Genomic DNA, 16,268 nt, shown 5'->3' on the forward strand with positions numbered 1-16,268 from the left:
TGGCACCGGCCGAGGCCGCGGGGTTCGGCTCGTTCACCGGGTCACCCCCCTTGGGTCGAGCACGTCGCGCAGCCCGTCACCGAAGAGGTTGAAGGCCAGCGTCGCGGCGACGATGGCCAGTCCCGGGAAGACGGCCATCCAGGGCGCCGCCGCGATGTAGGGCTGTGCGCTGGAGAGCATCACGCCGAGCGAGGGGTCCGGCGGCTGCACGCCGAGGCCGAGGAAGCTGAGCAGCGCCTCGCCGATGATCGCGGTGGGTACGCCGACCGTGGCCTGTACGAGCAGCGCCGAGGCGGCGTTGGGAAGGATGTGCCGGGCCAGCACCGTGCCGTCACCGCCGCCGCCGGCGATGGTCGCCCCTATGTAGTCGAGGTGCTTCAGCCGCAGGGTCTCGGCGCGCATCACGCGTATGACCTGCGGTACGAGTGAGATGCCGATGGCGATCGTCGCGTTCAGCAGCGACGGGCCCAGCACGGCGGCGAGCCCGACGGCCAGCACCAGGAAGGGGAAGGCGAGCAGCGTGTCGGTGAGGCGGGAGACGAGGGAGTCGGCGAACCGCCCGTAGTACCCGGCGATCAGGCCGAACGGCACGCCCACGACGAACGCCAGCGCCACCGCCAGCACTCCCACCTGCATGGAGGCGCGGGCGCCGTGGATCACGCGGGAGAGCTGGTCGCGGCCGAGGTCGTCGGTGCCGAGCCAGTGGTCCGGACCCGGTGCGGCCAGGGCGGAGCCGAAGTCGGCACGTGCCGGGTCGTAAGGGGCTATGAGCGGCGCGGCGAGCGCGACGAGCACGAAGACCGCCGCGATGACCCCACCGGTGAACGCGAGCTTGTTGCGGCCCAGTTGACGTAGCGCACGCTTCGGCCGTGCCGGTGCGGCCGGGGGTTCGGGGGCCCCGGCGCGCGTCCCGTCCGGCCCGGCGCCTTCCGCGGCTTCGGTGACCGTGCTCACTGTGCACCTCCCAGCCTGATGCGCGGGTCGATGACGGAGTAGAGGAGGTCGACGGCGAGGTTGACGAGGATGTAGCCGGTGGCGGTGAAGAGCACGACGCCCTGCACCATCGCGTAGTCGCGGGTGAACACGGCGTCGATCATCAGCTTGCCGAAGCCCGGCAGGACGAAGATCTGCTCCGTGACGACCGCGCCGGAGATCAGGTGGCCCAGCTGGAGGCCCAGCACTGTGACGACGGTGACCAGCGAGTTGCGCAGCGCGTGCCCGCCGACGACCTGGTGCGGTGCGAGGCCCTTGGCGCGGGCGGTGCGCACGTAGTCGGCCGACAGCGACTCCAGCATCGCCGCTCTCGTCTGCCGCATCACGATGGCCGCCAGGCCGCTGCCGAGGACTATGACGGGCAGCACCATGCGCCGCAGGTTCTCCAGCGGATCGGTGCCGAAGGGCACGAAGCCCGACGCCGCGAACACCGGTACGGCGATGGCGAATCCCAGGATGAGGACGATGCCGAGCCAGAAGTTCGGAACCGAAAGCCCCAGCAGGGCAACGGTGTTGGCCAGCCACTCGGCGGGCCTGCCGCGCCTCACGGCGGCGACCACTCCGGCGCCGATGCCGACGACGACGGCCAGGAGCAGGGAGAGCAGGGCGAGTTCGAGGGTGACGGGCAAGGCGTCGAAGATGCCGTCGACGACGGGAAGGCCGGTGCGCGCGGAGGTGCCGAGGTCGCCGGTCACGGCGTTCTCGACGTAACGCGCGTACTGCACGGCGATGTTCTGGTCGAGTCCGTACTGGCGGCGGATCGCCTCCAGTGCCTCCGGGTTGGTCTCCTCGCCGGCGAGTGCGCGTGCCGTGTCGCCCGGCATGGCTCGCACCCCGAGGAAGACGACGATGCTGACCAGGACCAGCGTCAGTCCCGACTGGCCCAGCCGGCGCAGCACATACCGGGTCATCGGCTCCTCGCCTCCGTACTGTCCCCTCGGACTTCTCCCCCTTGCTCAACCGGGGGGAGCCCCAGCGCAGACCCCGAGCTGCCGCGCACGTATCCGGCGTTCTCGACGCGTATCAGGCCGTCGCCGTAGACGCGCAGGCCCCCTACGTCCTTGGTGGCCACGACGTAGTTGCGCTGCCGGTAGAGATAGATCAGCGCGTGCTGGTCGTTGATGGCCCGGGTGACGTCGCGGTAGATGTCGCGGCGTTCGTCGGGGTCCGCGGTGCGGCGTCCGTCCTCGATGAGGGAGTCGATGCGCTTGTCGGAGAGGCCGGAGCGGTTCTCCGAGCCGAGGGTGGCGGCGAACGCGTCGATGTTGCCCGCCGGGTCGAGCCGGCCGGACCAGCCGACCGACACGGCCTCGAAGTCGCCCTTGTCGGCGTGTTCGAGGAGCGTGGTGAACTCCGTGGGGCGCAGCTTCACCTGGAACCCGGCGTCCTTGGCCATCGCCTGGACGACCTGCCCGAGCCGCATGTCCTCCACGGTGTTGGAGATGGTCAGTTCGACGGGGACCCGTCCCTTCGCACCCGTCTCGCGCAGGAGCCGGCGTGCCTTTCCGAGGTCCCGGCCCGGGCACTTCGTCTTCGTGCCCAGTTCGCTGGAGGGGGCGACCGGGCCGCAGGCGGTGTCGTACATGCCCTGGAAGACGATCTTGTTGATGAGGCTGCGGTCGAGCGAGAGCTCGAACGCCTGGCGTATGCGCTTGTCGCGGGCCAGCGAGCTGTTCTTCTTGCCCGGCTTCTTGCCCAGGCCACGGGTGTTGCCGATGTTGACGGTCAGACCCTGGTAGCCGAGCGTCGGGGAGTTGAAGAGCTGCAGCTTGTCGTCGGTCAGCGCGCTCTGCACCTCCAGCGGGGCGGTCTGGTCGCTGATCTGCGAATCGCCGGAACGGAGGTTGGCCAGCCGCACGTTGCCGTCGATGATCGTGCGGTAGACGACCCTGTTCAGATGCACACGGGACGCGGCGTAGTAGTTGGGGTCCTTCTCCAGCACGATCCGGTCACCCGTCACGCGCTGCTTGAAGCGGAAGGGCCCGACGCAGGAGGGGTGCGTGGCGAAGTCCTTGCCGTACTTCTTCAGGGCACGCGGAGACATCACCATGCCGGAGCGGTCGGCGAGCGCGCCGAGCAGCGGCTCGTAGGGCTCCTTCAGACGCAGTTCGACCTTGTCGTCACCGACCGCCTCGATGCTCTCGACGGGCTCGAGTTCGCTGGAGCGGGCCGACTCCGGCAGATCCCGGTGCCGCTTCAGCGACGTCTCGACGGCCTCGGCGTCCATCCGCGTACCGTCGCTGAAGCGGGCGCCGCGGCGGACCTCGATGACGACCTTCCGGCCGCCGTCGCTCACCTTCGGCATTCCGGCGGCCAGTTGGGGCTTGATGCGGTTCTTCGCGTCCGTGTCGTAGAGCTTCTGGCACATCGCGGCGAAGACGCTACGGCCGACGAGCGTGCTGCCCAGGCTCGGATCGAGCTTGTCCGGGTCGGACTTGAACGCGACGGTGAGGGTGCCGCCGTCCCGCACGGGTCTGTCGTCGCCCATCCGCACGCCGCCGACCTCGGTCGCGGAAGTCGTCAGGGAAGCGCAGCCCGTCACGGTGAGTGCCAGGGCGGCGGTCAGGGTCACGGCGCGCGAGGGTGTTGATACGCGAAGCCGCATGGCTGCCCACCTCACAAGCGGACCGACAGGATCCGGGCGACTGTATGCCGTATGCAGTCACCTTGGCCAGGCCTCGGCTCAGCCACATCCGGGCAGCGGGCGGCTGAGCCGGCCGGGCGGCAGCCACTCCCCCGGGGAAGGACTCAGGAGCCTTCGGTCCGGTCCTGAACACGGGACCCGGACATCTTTCAATTCCCTGTCAGCTCGATTTCCGCGGCGTTTCCGCGGTTCACGACACGTTCACCGGGGGCGGCAGACAGGGAATTGAAAGAATGACAACATCAATTCCCGGTGATGTGGATCACATCTGCTTTTCCTCATGCGTTCTACGTGCCGGCACGTGGCAGTATCAGCGTGTCGCCGACGAATTACGTCGACGGCTTTCCTCAAATGATTGAAAGGGAAAGGTGATTCATTATGTCCATCACCATCAAGCCCGTTGAGAAGCCCGCCATGAGCAAGGTCGCCGGCGCCGTTCTCTGCGGCTGACCGATCAGGGCGTAACGCTGACGACGTGGGGTGCACCGCCGTGCGCCCCACGTCGTTCCCAGTCCACCAGGAGGGACAGTCATGGCACCTTCATCCGGCCCGGAGCAGCGGCCTCGGCTTCGGCACTGTACGTTCTTCGTGCCCAACCGGGGCAGTGTCCTCATGATCGTCGGTGACCAGCACTTCGAGCTCGAGCAGCACGGTGCGCAACTCAAGGACTTTCTCAATTTCAAGCGCTATCTGGACGGGCGCCACACGGTCAGCGAAATCTCGGAAATCACCGGGGTCAGCGTTCCGGATGCAGTCGGTATCGTCGGCAGCTTCGCAGAACAGGGGCTGCTGCGCACCGAGGAGAACGAGCTCGAGAACATTCCGGTCGATGCGTTCCTCAAGCAGATCGACAAGTCCACCGCGATGTGGACGGAGCAGATCGGTTACCACCGCCTGTGGTCCGGTCTGGAGAACCAGGACTTCCGCAAGGAAGTGTTCCTGGGACTGATCCTGGAGACGTACCACTACATCAACTCCGCGAGCCGGCACATCTCGACGGCCATCGCCCACTGCACCGATCCCGCTTGGAAGCGGCTGCTCTCGGAGTACCTGGCCGAGGAGTACGACCACGCCTGGATGGCCCGGGACAGCCTGGTACGCATGGGGCTGCCGCAGGAGCAGGTGGAGAACGCGCATCCCCTCATCGGGACATGGTCCTGGATCAACAACCTCTGTGAGATCGCGCGTGAGGACACGCTCGGCTACCTCGCGTGCACCAAGCTCTTCGAAGCGCGCGGCACCGACACCCTGGACGGGGCCCGGACGCTTCAGCGTCTCGCGGTGCAGTACGGGTTCCCGGAGGACTGCCTCGCCCCGCTGCTCTCCCATGTGGAGGAGGATGTGAAGGCGAATCACACCGGGCTGCTCGAAGAGGCCTTGGAGGGCCGGGAGTCGGTGCCGGTCCAGCAGGCTCACCGGGCGGTGAACAACCTGCACGACCTCAAGCACTCGTTCGACCAGTACAACGACAGCATCGTCCAGTACTACTCGGACGTCTCCAACTACATCCCGCGCCTGAAGGTGGACTACTTCAGCCTGTGACCGCACACGACGTCGCCCTGCCCCCGGCTCCCGGGCGAAGACCCGGCCTCACCCGGCCGTTCGCCCGCCTGTGGACCGCGTACACGGTGAACGTCGCGGGCGACGAGTTCTACGCTCTGGCCGTCCCGCTGATCGTCTACGAGGTCGGCGGGACCGCAGGTTCGATGAGCCTCGTATTCGCCTGTTCGCTCCTTCCGCAGGTCGTCATGGGCTTCCTGGGCGGCGTCCTCGCAGACCGGAACGACCGGATCACGGCGCTGCGGCGCTGCTACCTCGTCTCCGCGCTCGTCCTGCTGTGCGCGGTCGCCGCGTTCTCATGGACGTACGTGAGCGTTGCCGGACTCGCCGCCGTCGCCCTGCTCGTGGGCGGCGCGGCTGCCGTCTCCGCCGCCTGTTTCGACAGCGCGCTCCCCCAGTTCGTGAACCCGGGGCTGCTCTCCCGCGCGAACGCCATGACGGAGGCGTCGCGGACCGTGTGCGTGGTCGGGGGGCCCGCCGCCGCGGGTTTCGCCGTCGCCCACTTCGCCCCCCAGGCGACGATCCTGGTCAACAGCCTCACCTTCGTCACGGCGTTCGCGTTGCTGGCGCGGATGAAACAACCCGCCCCGCCGGCGCCCGCTGGCCCGGCGGCGGCCGCGGACCGTGCGGGACACCTGCGTGATCTCGCGACGGGTCTGAGGTATCTCCTCTCAGAGCGCAGGATCCGTACCGGAATCCTTACGAGCACGCTGATCAACCTCGTCTTCGGTGCCTACGAGCCGATGCTCGTGTACCGCCTGCGTTCGGACCTCGGAGCCGGGTCCGGCACCGTCGGCGTCGTGTTCGCCGTCGCCGGGGCGGTGTCCCTCGGGGTCGCGGTGCTGCTCTCGTGGAAGGCGCCATCCCGCGCGTTTCTCACGGTGATGGGCTTCTCCGTCGTGCTGCAGGGCGTGTCCGTCGCGAGTGCCGGACTGCTCACCTCGCTCGCCGGCGTCGTCGCCGCCCAGACGACTCTCGTCTCCGGGATGCTCGTCTACACCGTGTACTGGCGCTCGCTGCGTCAGACCGTCGTTCCCGCGGAGCTGCTCGGGCGCGTGGCCGGATCGTGCCGTTCCGTCGCGTACTGCGGTTCGTTCGTGGGGAGTCTGGTGTCCGCCGCCGTGCTGGACAGGTTCGTCGAGGTGGACACGGCACTGCTGATCGCGGGGACCGCGGCGGTGCTGACGGGGGCGGGGGTCGTGGGTCAAGGGGCGTACGAACGACGCAGAGGAGAGGCCGCATGACCATGCTGCTGGGCGCGCGTGAGCTGGAGGACCTGCTGCCGGCCGGTGACTGCCTGCGCGGCCTCGAGGCCGGATTCGTCCACGGGCCGGCGCCTGAACCGGCGCCGCAACGCGTCCGCCAGGAGCTGCCGGCGCCGGGCAACGCCATGGTGCTGATCGCGGGACTCCTGCCGGGAGTTCCCGCCTACACGGTGAAGGTCAACGCCAAGTTCCCCGGTTCGAACCCCGCGATCCGCGGCGTCATCTGCCTGCACGACCTGCGGGACGGGCGCCTGCTGAGCCTGCTCGACTCCTCGTTCGTCACCGCGTGGCGGACGGGGCTGTCGGCTGCTTTGGGGACACAACGGCTCGCCCCCGGCTCCACTCCCCTGACGCTGGGCGTCATCGGTGCGGGCACGCAGGCCGGGCTGACCGTGCGGGGGCTGGCGGCGCTGCGCCCGATCCGGCGCATCGTCGTCCACGACGTCGAACCCGGCCGGGCGCACAGGGCGGCCGAGGTCTGGCGCCGCGCCGGAATCGACTGCGAGCAGGCCGGGAGCGCCGCCGAGGTGGCGGCGCGCAGCGACACTCTGGTGACCGCCACCTGGCCGCGCCGCCCCCTGCTGGACGTCGGAGACATCCGCGAGGGCACCCACATCACCTCCCTCGGCGCCGACGAACCGGGCAAGCTCGAACTCACCCCCGAACTGATGCAGCGCGCACGGGTCTTCGTCGACGACATCGACCTGGCCATGACTTCGGGGGCGCTCGGCAGCGCGGGCCTGGCGCCCGATGAAGCAGCGGGCACCCTCACAGGCGTCCTCACCGGTGCGGTCCCGGCGCGGGAGCACGACGCGGACATCACCGTCTACTGCCCCGTCGGACTGCCGTGGCAGGACCTAGCCCTGGCCTGGCACGCGTACCGGCTCGCCGAACGGAAGCGGACCGGCGTCAGATTCCAGTTCCACAGCACCCAGGAGGAGGACGAAGCACCGTGACGCCCACCGGGAGCACAGACCTGCGTCTGACGGGGCTCGACCCCGTGGCCCATCCGCCCCTGGCCCTCTATCAGAGCCCGTGGACGGTCTCGCTGGCGCTCGCCTTCGCCTCCAGGGGCGCCGGGACGTACGCGATCGACGACATCGACAACGCGGGCGTGGAGCGGGGCCGCGAGAGCGACCCGGGCTTCCGCGTCGTGCGCAAGGAGATCATGAGCAAGAAGGGGTGGACGAACTGCCGCCCCCTGTCGGCCTTCTGCCCGGACGGATTCCTCTTCCCCAACCTGGGACGGGCCGGCTACGGAGCGCTGGACCGGACGGTGCCGCTGTCGGCTGTGGCCCGGCACCACTCGACCACGGTGCAGCGGCTCATCCGCGAGACATCACGTACCTACGGCATGTGGAGCCTGGCCGGTCCGGACCGTGCCATCACCGCGATAGGGACGGACGACGCCGAGCCCGCGCTGCGGGAGATCATCAGCCGGCACGAGGAGGCCGTGTGCCGGACCCTCCGGCGGGAGAAGGACCGAAAGCCCGCCCTTGAACGACTGCGCCATCTCATGCCCGACCCGCGCCCCGGCTCCTCTCTCCTCGGCTACTTCCAGGAGTGCCTGCGCCGGGGGCTCGCGCTGGTGGGGAGCGATTCACCCGTCATCTCCGCCGCGCGCGATCTCCTGCCGCCGGACGGGGGCTCGCTCCTCCCCCGGTTCGTCCGCCGCGATCCCGGCGTGGTCGCCGCCTACAACAGCGCGGCGGCCGTGCAGGGCAGCCGTCCGCTGAGCGACGGGCACTCGCTCCCCTACTACACCGTGGGGTTACGCAGCGGAGAACGCACGGACCTGACCGGCCCCCTGCCGCACTCGGCGGAGCACATCATCGCTCCCAAGATCCTTGCCCTCGAGGGCGTCCAACGCATGGCACTGCCCCGCTGCACGGCGCATCGCGGCACCGTGCTCGCCCGTGAGCGCGCGTACCGCGGTCTTCGCAGCGGCTCCAGTCAGGTCTTCTTCGAGTCCAACTGGCTCCAGGCGATGGCGGGTTGCTCCACGCCGGTCAATGTCCACGAGATCTTCCGGCCGCTGCTGGGCGGGCACCGGGTCATGCCGATGTCGGATCTCGCCGGGGCACTCGAACGGTACGAACACAGCTGCGCGTCTCCGGACGGACAGGCGGACGAGCACCGGGACCCCGGGGAGGCGTTCGCCCACTGGGCCCTCCGGGAGACGCTGCACGACCTGAGAACGTGGCAATATCCGCTGCTGGCCTTCGCCGTCGGCGGCGACGACTGGCTGGCGCGCCTGGAGATCACGTCCTACGAGGAATACGAATTCGCCGTGACGTGAGGTTCCTCGATTTCAGCCGACTGCCCTTTCTTTTCCCTGTCACCCGGATGTTCTCTGAGAATCCGCAGGTCATGCCCTGTTGAACGCGAGTTCGGACATGCCTGCGAAATGCCCTTGCCGTGCTCGTCCCGGCCCGGCAAAGATCGATCCGCCGGCATCGAACGGTGATGAGTGTTCCCACGGAATCACTCATCACCGGTCACAGAACTCCATCGAATTCCAAGGGAGAAATCATGGCTGAGGAGATCACTGTCGAGGAACTGAACGAGATCACCGAGCTCGAGCAGCGTGCCGACGCCGCTGCCGCCGCTCTGCGGGCAGCTGTCGTGGAGTGACAGCCCCCTGATCAGGACCGGGGCCGCCCCAGGCGGCCCCGGTTCCGCGCTCGACCGTCCATCCCGACCAGGCTGCCGGAGAAACGACATGACAAGGCTTCGCCGAACCGTTCCCTTCATCTCCCGCCCCAGCGACGCCTCGGCCGAGCACACCGTTCTGGTCGACACGGCCGAACTGCCGCTGGGGGCCGCGCACGACGCCCGGCTGCTTCCCACCCTCAGGCGCCCGATCGGGCTCGGCCCCGCGGAGCGCGCCCTCCCCGCCGAGGAGGTCGAGCGTCTAGTCGAGGACCAGTACCGGACCTGCCTCGAATTCATCTACGGCCACCCCGTCTGGCAGCGCATCCGTGACGGAGAGGCGCTCGGCGCGGTCCGCGCGTATCTCCTCGAGTCACGCCACTACCTGGCCGCGGCACCCTTCCGGATGGCCAGCGGTATCACCGACGCCCTGCGCCCGTCGGAGCTGATACGGCTTCAGGCCCACCACGTCGTCGAAGAGGCCGATCACGACACGTACTTCGAGAACGGCCTGGCCGCCCTGGGCGTCCCGCGCGAGCTGGTCCGTCAGGCACGGCCGTCGCCGGTCACCGTCGAGTGGATCCATCTGATGCGCACAGTCGCGGCCTACGGCCCCCTCGCCGCCGCGGTGTGCTCCGGGCTGCTGGAGTACACGGCGGGCGACCAGAAGTCCGTCACCGGGTGGCACACGATGCTGACCGAGCAGGGCATGCTGCCGAAGGAGGCGGTCACCGCCATCTTCGAACACGTGGAGACCGACCTGGGGCTCGGTCACGGCAACAACTGGCGGGACGCCGTCCGCGCCGCGAAGGTCGTACCGGCGGAGGAGCTCGCCGACTGGCTCAACGCGGTCACGCTGGTCGCGGAGATGATCGTTCGCTGGCTGGACACCTTCGAGGCAGGACTGTCCGCGGAGACGGTGCGGGGCGCCGCGTCGGTCCCGGCGCTCGAGGGCCCCGAGCGCACACTCGGCGGCGAGGTGGACGGTCTGCCCGTGTGGCCGGCCGAGGTCTACTCCTCGTACGCCCACGGGCCCCGCAGCGCAGCTCCCGGCGTGTCCAGGGTCCTGGCGCTGGCCTACGCCTACTCCGATCGCGCGGCCGACGCAGCCGGGGCCGCCGACGCGTCCGCACGGACACCCGCGGCCGTCGCCGGTGAGCTCGTGGAGAACACCGCCCGCGGGTGGGACGGCAGGAACGACGAGGTCGGCCTGGAGAAGCTCGTCGAGGGATGGATGACGGCGATCGACGGGCACGAGCTGTGGCAGCGCCTCACCGAAGAGCCCAGCCTCCCGCTCGTGCAGGGCTGGATGGTCGAGAACTACCACTACGTGGCCGGGATCTGGCAGCACACCGGAGCGGCAGTCGCCTCCTGCCCGGACACGCTGATCCGGGGGGAGCTGGTCAAGCACCTCATCGAGGAGTTCAACCACGGCAAGATGTTCCTGCGCGGCATCAAGCGTGCCCGCGGCGACCGGGATCACGGACTGACGCCCGACCGCATGCGCCCGCTTCCGACCACCGTCACCTTCGTCGGCACGCTCCGTGAACTGGCCCAGCGGGACTGGCAGGCGTACTGCCTCGCGCTCGCCTTCCTCCAACTGACCCTGTCCGCCGCCGGAAACACCGTCCACTCCCGTCACGAGGGCTTCTACCAGGCCCTCTTCGGCAAGCTTCCGGAGGCGGAGCCGCTGGTCTCCGCGATGCGGCGGCACGATGAGGAGGACACGCGTCTCGGACATGGCGACGACACCCGCGAACTGCTCCGGCTGCTGGCCGCAAGGCACGAGGTGACGCGGGACTCCGTCGCCGCCGCCGCGCTCGTGCCGCAGCTGGCGTGGAGCTTCCTGGACGGAGTCCTCCAGCACTACAGGCACGGTGAAGCGGCCGTCCTCCAGCGCGTCGGCTGGCATGTCGATGGCTGACGCGCTCGCCTTCGATGCGGGAAGCGCGACTCGGGAGCCCGAACGGCCTGCCGTGAGCGCCGTGTACGCGGTGGGCCAGGTGCTGCCGTTGCGGCACAGTCCCCTCGGGTCCCTGCGCGGGCTGTCGGGCGCGCTGCGGCAGGGGGTTCCGGCCGACGTCGCGGAAGAGCTGCGCGATCCCCGTATCGGGCCGGCGCAGTGGCCCAAGGTCCTGGCCCGGGAGCTGGCCCTGACCCTCGGCTGGGCCGCGCGGCGCAGCCGGCCATCCGGCGACGGCACGGCGACCTGCCCGTCCGCGTGGGACGGCACCGGACGGGTCGTGGTGCTGCTTCCCGCCCACGGCCTGACGGTGCACGTCATCAGGCGCGCTCTGCCCTTCGCGCTGTGCGGGGTGTCCACGAGCGTCGTCGGACACGAGAGCGACCGGAAGAGGATCCTGCGGATCCTCACGGCCCTCTCGGCGCCGCTGTTCGGCCTGCGGGCCGGGACGCTCGCACCGTTCACGAAGAGCGCCGCCGAGGCCGTGCGGGAGGCTTCGCCCGAGGACCTGGTCGTCCTGACGGGGCATCCTTCGACGGCCCGGAAGGTACGCGGCGCGACGGCCGCCACGGTGCTGGGCGCGACCGGCGGGTGCACCGTACTGACCGGCACCGACACCGAACGGCTGCGGCACACCGGTGCCCTGCTGCGGGAGCACGACCGCCCGGGGAGCTGTACGCGCTTCGCCGGCTGGCGGACGGAGCCGGGGCCGGACCGTGGCGCGGACGGCGGGCACGTCTGGCTGCGCGAGGCGCACCCCTCGGCGGTCTACCGGCTCTCCGGCTCCCTGGAGACCCCTCCGTACGAACACCACGGATACACGGTGTTGCCGTGCGACGACCACGGGGCGGTGGGGACCCTGACCGGCTTCGCCCGCGACCCGGTGCACCACTGGCCCGGCGACTTCCTGATCTGACGTCTCGACAGGTACTCGGCACTCCGGAAGGTGACCATGTCTTCCCCGTTCTCCACAGCCATCGTTCGGCCCGTCCTCCCGTTCACCGCACCGCTGCCCGGGGCGGCCGGCCGCCCCGGCGGACCGCACGCCGCGCCCGCGCAACTCCACGACGCGGGGACCCAACGGGCCCTGGCGCAGGAGCTGTTACGCCGTGCGGACGCCGTACCGTTCCTCGATGCCGTTCTCGAGGCGCTGCACCGCGACGGCTACGCCGTGGCATCCGTGCCGGGCCTCGCCGGTATGGCGGTGCACGCACGTGACGCCCTGGTGGTGGCGGCGTCGGCGGCCATCGGTACGCCGAGCCCCGTGGGGGCGACGGACGACATCGTCGTCTGGGACGTTCGCCCCCGCCCCGAACTCCCCGAGGCACAGCGCCGGAACAACATCTCCGTCAGCGACGGCGAGGCGTGCCTGCACACCGACTCGGCCTTCTCCTCAAGCCCCGAGCGCTGGTTCGGACTGTGGTGCGTGCGACCGGCCCTGAGCGGCGGTGCCTCCGTCCTGGTCGACGCCCACCGCGTCTGGGAGGTTCTCGGGGGCAGCGGGACCCTCCGGCGGGCGCGCGACACCCTGCTGACCACCGACGTGCCCATGTGGAACGGTCAACGCCTCGTGCCCGTACGGGTCTTCAGCAAGGCAGGCGACGGCAGACCCATGGTGCGCTACCGGGCCGACCTGCTGGCGCAGGGCGTCCGGCTGGCCCGGCTCGACCCCGCGGGCGACATCGCCCGCTCGCTCACGCTGCTGGACGAGGTGCTCACCGAGCCGTCGCTGCGCGAGGTGGTGCGACTGGAGGAGGACCAGGTCGTCTTCGTCGACAACCACCGTGTGATGCATGCCCGTGAACACTTCACCGACCCCCGGCGTCATCTTCTGAGGGTGCGCATGTGCCAGGGGCCGATGGCCCACGCGGAGCCGATGTGACGGCACGGACTTCTTCCGGAGCCCCGGAGTTCCGTGCCGAGGGGTGCACCGTCAGCACGGAACCGTACGGGCGGCACGCCCACCTCGTGACCGTCGACGGGCCACGCGGGGAGCAGGTGCTGCTGAAGGCCCCCGGATGGCGGCACACGGTGATCACCGACCTGGTGCGCAAGGAGCATCTCACTTGGGGAGAGGGCGAAGTGATGATCCGGATACCCGAGGGGAGAGCGGCGTGGCTGATGGCCTTCACCCCTCCTCCCGAGGTGTCCGTCTTCGACTACGCCCCCACCCCTCAGCTGCGGACGCCGCAGACCGAGGTGTCATGTGCCCGCTTCCCCGTTGTCGACGTCCATGCGCATCTGACGCTGGACGAGGAGCAGCCGGGGCAACGGCTGGGGCTGATGCGGGAACTCAACATCGCGGCGGTGGTGACCAGTTCCTTCGCCGACCGCGGTGAGACGACGGCCGGCAGTGCCGAACTCGCCCGCGCGGCACCGGGGCGGCTGCTGCCCGCCGCCACGGTGGACTGGTCGAGCGCCCGACGCCGCGGCGGCGCGGAACGCATGGCCGAGTCCCTCGCCTCCGACGTGAGGGAACACGGTGCGGTGCTCATCGGCGAGCTGCACGACAAGGGGTTCGGGGTCGACGACCCCGGTACCGGCCCCGTCCCCGAGGACCCCCTCTTCCTCGACGACCCGCGCCTCGACCCGTTCTGGGAGGCCGCAGCCGCGCTCCGGCTGCCGGCGATCGTTCACTGCGGAGACGAACTGGCCGCGTACGAGCCGTGGGACTCCCGGAACGAAGCTCTCGTCCGGCTGTTCCGCAAGCCGTGGGCGCGCCGGCGTCCCGGCAGTCTGGGGCACGGGGAAGTACACGAACGCCGTGACCGGTTGCTGAAGCGGTTCCCCGGGCTCACCGTGATCGCCGCTCACATCGACGGGAGCGGCGAACGGCTGGACACCGTGGAGGAGAGGCTGCGGCTGCACCCCGGCCTCTTCGTCGAGTTGGGGGCCTGTCACCACGTACTGGCCCGTCAGCCGAGGCACGCCGCGAGGTTTCTGGACCGTTGGCGCGACCGGGTGGTCTTCGGCGGAGACCGCGTCCAGGACCGGGCCACTTACCGGGAGCAGTTCCGCGTCCTGGAGTCGGACGACGACGCGTTCCACTACCGCGGCCGCCAGGACCCGTGGCCCGCCTACGGGCTCGCGCTCCCGGACGACGTGTTGCGCGCCGTGTACTCGGGCACGGCTGCCCGGCTCGTCCCGGCAGCCGCTGAGGCGCTCATCCGGCACGAGGAGGAACGAACGCCATGCCGCTGAGCACCGGCACCGTCAATTCAGGCGGATTCAGGCTGCTGTGGGCAGGGCAGACCGTGTCCGTCGTGGGCGACGGAGCGGCGATTCTCGCCGTACCGCTGCTGATGCTCCAGATCACGGACAGTCCGATGAGGCGGCACTCGCCGCGACTCCGCGGACCGTCGCCTACCTGCTGGTCGGGCTGCTGGCCGGCCCACTGGCGGACCGCTGGGACAGCCGGAAGGTGCTCATCGGCTGTGACGCCGGCCGGACGGTGCTGTTCGCCGCCATGCCGCTCACCGTGCACGCCGCGCACGGTGCGGTCCTGCTGTTCACGCTGGCCTGTCTCGCTGCGGCGCTGGGCGTGCTGTTCGAGACGTCGCTGGCCAAGGCCGTGCAGTCGACCTTGCGCACCGATGAACTGGTCACGGGCAACTCCCGGCTCGAACTGAGCAGCCAGCTTGGCCTGTTGCTGGGGCCTGCCGTGACCGGCGCACTGGTGGCGCTGATCGGTGTCGACCGCGCGGTGTGGCTCAACGCGGCGACGTTCGCGGCGTCGATCGGCACGCTGCTGCCGCTTCGCCACCTCGGGGGGCGGCGCAGAGCTGACGCGGCCGTGGTAGGGACGTCGGATGCTGCCGCGTCCCCGTCCGCACCGGCCCGCCGCAGCGGAACGGGCTCGCTGTGGCGGGAGATGAAGGAGGGCATGGGCTATCTGCGCGCGCACCCGCTCATCTCCCGGCTGATCCTGGTGCAGGCCGCGGTCAACTTCGTGATCGCCGCCGAGACACTGATCGTCTTCCAGACGACCGTCGGGCTGGGTGCGTCGCCGACATGGGCGGGGGTCGTCCTTGCCGCGGCGGGGGTCGGGGGCGTGCTCGCCGCCTGGCTCGCCGGCCGGTTCACCCAGGAGACCGCCAGACCGGGCGCGCTCATAGGCTGGTCCGTGATCGGCGTCGGCGGAACCCTGCTCGGCTTCGCACTGTCCGTGCATCCCGTTCTGCTGCTGATCGCGAACCTGCTGCACGGCGGCCTCTCCATCTTCGCGTCGATCCACATCCGGGCGCTGCGTCAGAAACTCGTGCCCGCAGAGTTCCTGGGACGTGTGACCGCGAACGCCCGCACGGCCGCCTTCGTCGCCAATCCGCTGGGCGCGGTGCTCTTCGGAGCGATCGCCGACAGGTCGGGGGGTGACGCGCGCTGGAGTTTCGCCCTGGCCGCCCTGCTGAGCCTGGTGAGCGGAGCTCTCGCGTACCGCGGTCTGGTCGCTCGCCGTAATGTGGGGTCAGAGCTGCCCGCCCGCGGCCACGGCCCGACGGGCGATCAGGAACGGAACACCGGGCGCATACCAGGAGAACGTGCCGATGAGCGTGCCACATGACCCTGCGGTCCTGCCCGGCGGACTGCCGGTCCCGACCGACGACGGCGCCTGTGACCATCTGCCGGGACGAAGGGTTCCGGCGCTGCAACTGCCCTCCACAGGGGGCGTACTGCGTGACCCGCACGCTGAGTCGCGGGGCCGCTGGACCGTCCTGTTCTGCTACCCGCGGACCGGGCGTCCGGGCGAAGCACCACCCGGCGGTGAGGCCGCATGGAACGCCACACCGGGCGCGCGGGGCTGCACGCCGCAGTGCGTCTCCTATGCCGGGCTGCGTGAGGCGTTCGGCGCTCTGGGTGCCGTGGTCTACGGGGTGAGCACTCAGAGCACGGATGAACAGCTGGAGGCCGCCCGGCGTCTTGAACTTCCCTACGAGCTCCTGAGCGACGGCCGGCTGGAACTGACCGAGGCCCTGGGGCTGCCAACCTTCACAGCGGCGGGACTGACGCTGCTGCGCAGGCACACGCTCGTGCTCAAGGACGGGTTCGTCAACAGCGTGCGCTACCCCGTCTTCCCGTCGGACGGGGATGCGGAAGCCGTCCTCTCATGGCTGCGCGCACGGACCGCCTGACACTGCCTCAGCTGCGAAAACACTTCGCACCGGGCGGCCGTGACGACACTCACACCATAGGTGTT

At 70.0% G+C, this 16,268-nt stretch carries 13 protein-coding genes; 10 read left to right on the plus strand and 3 right to left on the minus strand.

Annotated features, from left to right (window positions below):
- Positions 1 to 33: 33 nt before the first annotated feature.
- The 3 genes from G4Z16_RS04795 to G4Z16_RS04805 are packed head-to-tail and all read right to left on the minus strand — an operon-like array spanning position 34 to position 3,565.
- Positions 34 to 954: an ABC transporter permease gene (locus G4Z16_RS04795; protein ID WP_197349345.1), complete on the minus strand. Its 921-nt coding sequence runs from the start codon at positions 952 to 954 to the stop codon at positions 34 to 36.
- Positions 951 to 1,904, minus strand: a complete 954-nt coding sequence (locus G4Z16_RS04800) for an ABC transporter permease (RefSeq protein ID WP_197349346.1) — start codon at positions 1,902 to 1,904, stop codon at positions 951 to 953. Before G4Z16_RS04800 ends, G4Z16_RS04795 begins: the two co-directional genes overlap by 4 nt.
- Positions 1,901 to 3,565, minus strand: a complete 1,665-nt coding sequence (locus G4Z16_RS04805; protein WP_246530682.1) for an ABC transporter substrate-binding protein — start codon at positions 3,563 to 3,565, stop codon at positions 1,901 to 1,903. The genes G4Z16_RS04800 and G4Z16_RS04805 overlap by 4 nt, the downstream gene beginning before the upstream one ends.
- 603 nt (positions 3,566 to 4,168) lie before the next feature.
- Between G4Z16_RS04805 and G4Z16_RS04810 the strand changes: the two genes are divergently transcribed.
- The 10 genes from G4Z16_RS04810 (at position 4,169) to G4Z16_RS04855 (ending at position 16,203) form a co-directional block, all read left to right on the plus strand.
- On the plus strand, positions 4,169 to 5,179 hold the full coding sequence (locus tag G4Z16_RS04810) for an iron-containing redox enzyme family protein (protein ID WP_197349348.1): 1,011 nt from the start codon (positions 4,169 to 4,171) through the stop codon (positions 5,177 to 5,179).
- The gene (locus G4Z16_RS04815) at positions 5,176 to 6,441 is read left to right on the plus strand and encodes an MFS transporter (RefSeq protein ID WP_197349349.1); all 1,266 of its coding nucleotides are present in this window, start codon (positions 5,176 to 5,178) and stop codon (positions 6,439 to 6,441) included. The genes G4Z16_RS04810 and G4Z16_RS04815 overlap by 4 nt, the downstream gene beginning before the upstream one ends.
- The gene (locus tag G4Z16_RS04820; RefSeq protein WP_197349350.1) at positions 6,438 to 7,418 is read left to right on the plus strand and encodes an ornithine cyclodeaminase family protein; all 981 of its coding nucleotides are present in this window, start codon (positions 6,438 to 6,440) and stop codon (positions 7,416 to 7,418) included. The genes G4Z16_RS04815 and G4Z16_RS04820 overlap by 4 nt, the downstream gene beginning before the upstream one ends.
- Entirely contained in the window at positions 7,415 to 8,761 is a 1,347-nt protein-coding gene (locus G4Z16_RS04825; RefSeq protein WP_197349351.1) for a hypothetical protein, read from the plus strand. Before G4Z16_RS04820 ends, G4Z16_RS04825 begins: the two co-directional genes overlap by 4 nt.
- A 423-nt stretch (positions 8,762 to 9,184) precedes the next feature.
- A complete protein-coding gene (locus G4Z16_RS04830; protein WP_197349352.1) occupies positions 9,185 to 11,038 on the plus strand; it encodes a thiaminase II/PqqC family protein in 1,854 nt (617 codons plus the stop codon).
- Positions 11,025 to 11,993 carry a hypothetical protein gene (locus G4Z16_RS04835; protein WP_197349353.1) on the plus strand — a complete coding sequence of 323 codons (969 nt, stop codon included), beginning with the start codon at positions 11,025 to 11,027 and terminating at the stop codon, positions 11,991 to 11,993. The genes G4Z16_RS04830 and G4Z16_RS04835 overlap by 14 nt, the downstream gene beginning before the upstream one ends.
- Before the next feature lie 36 nt (positions 11,994 to 12,029).
- Positions 12,030 to 12,959 carry a TauD/TfdA family dioxygenase gene (locus G4Z16_RS04840; protein WP_197349354.1) on the plus strand — a complete coding sequence of 310 codons (930 nt, stop codon included), beginning with the start codon at positions 12,030 to 12,032 and terminating at the stop codon, positions 12,957 to 12,959.
- The gene (locus G4Z16_RS04845) at positions 12,956 to 14,278 is read left to right on the plus strand and encodes an amidohydrolase family protein (protein ID WP_197349355.1); all 1,323 of its coding nucleotides are present in this window, start codon (positions 12,956 to 12,958) and stop codon (positions 14,276 to 14,278) included. Before G4Z16_RS04840 ends, G4Z16_RS04845 begins: the two co-directional genes overlap by 4 nt.
- Before the next feature lie 37 nt (positions 14,279 to 14,315).
- Positions 14,316 to 15,635 carry an MFS transporter gene (locus tag G4Z16_RS04850; RefSeq protein WP_197349356.1) on the plus strand — a complete coding sequence of 440 codons (1,320 nt, stop codon included), beginning with the start codon at positions 14,316 to 14,318 and terminating at the stop codon, positions 15,633 to 15,635.
- Positions 15,619 to 16,203 carry a peroxiredoxin gene (locus G4Z16_RS04855; RefSeq protein WP_197349357.1) on the plus strand — a complete coding sequence of 195 codons (585 nt, stop codon included), beginning with the start codon at positions 15,619 to 15,621 and terminating at the stop codon, positions 16,201 to 16,203. The genes G4Z16_RS04850 and G4Z16_RS04855 overlap by 17 nt, the downstream gene beginning before the upstream one ends.
- The last annotated feature ends 65 nt before the right edge of the window (positions 16,204 to 16,268 follow it).

It is taken from the genome of Streptomyces bathyalis (assembly GCF_015910445.1).
Lineage (GTDB): Bacteria > Actinomycetota > Actinomycetes > Streptomycetales > Streptomycetaceae > Streptomyces > Streptomyces bathyalis.

Bases quoted from the DNA above. Each gene is read 5' to 3' on its own strand.
- G4Z16_RS04835 (WP_197349353.1), top strand. From the start codon at position 11,025: ATGTCGATGGCTGACGCGCTCGCCTTCGATGCGGGAAGCGCGACTCGG.
- G4Z16_RS04840 (WP_197349354.1), top strand. From the start codon at position 12,030: ATGTCTTCCCCGTTCTCCACAGCCATCGTTCGGCCCGTCCTCCCGTTC.
- G4Z16_RS04820 (WP_197349350.1), top strand. From the start codon at position 6,438: ATGACCATGCTGCTGGGCGCGCGTGAGCTGGAGGACCTGCTGCCGGCC.
- G4Z16_RS04855 (WP_197349357.1), top strand. From the start codon at position 15,619: ATGAGCGTGCCACATGACCCTGCGGTCCTGCCCGGCGGACTGCCGGTC.
- G4Z16_RS04830 (WP_197349352.1), top strand. From the start codon at position 9,185: ATGACAAGGCTTCGCCGAACCGTTCCCTTCATCTCCCGCCCCAGCGAC.
- G4Z16_RS04810 (WP_197349348.1), top strand. From the start codon at position 4,169: ATGGCACCTTCATCCGGCCCGGAGCAGCGGCCTCGGCTTCGGCACTGT.
- G4Z16_RS04800 (WP_197349346.1), bottom strand. From the start codon at position 1,904: ATGACCCGGTATGTGCTGCGCCGGCTGGGCCAGTCGGGACTGACGCTG.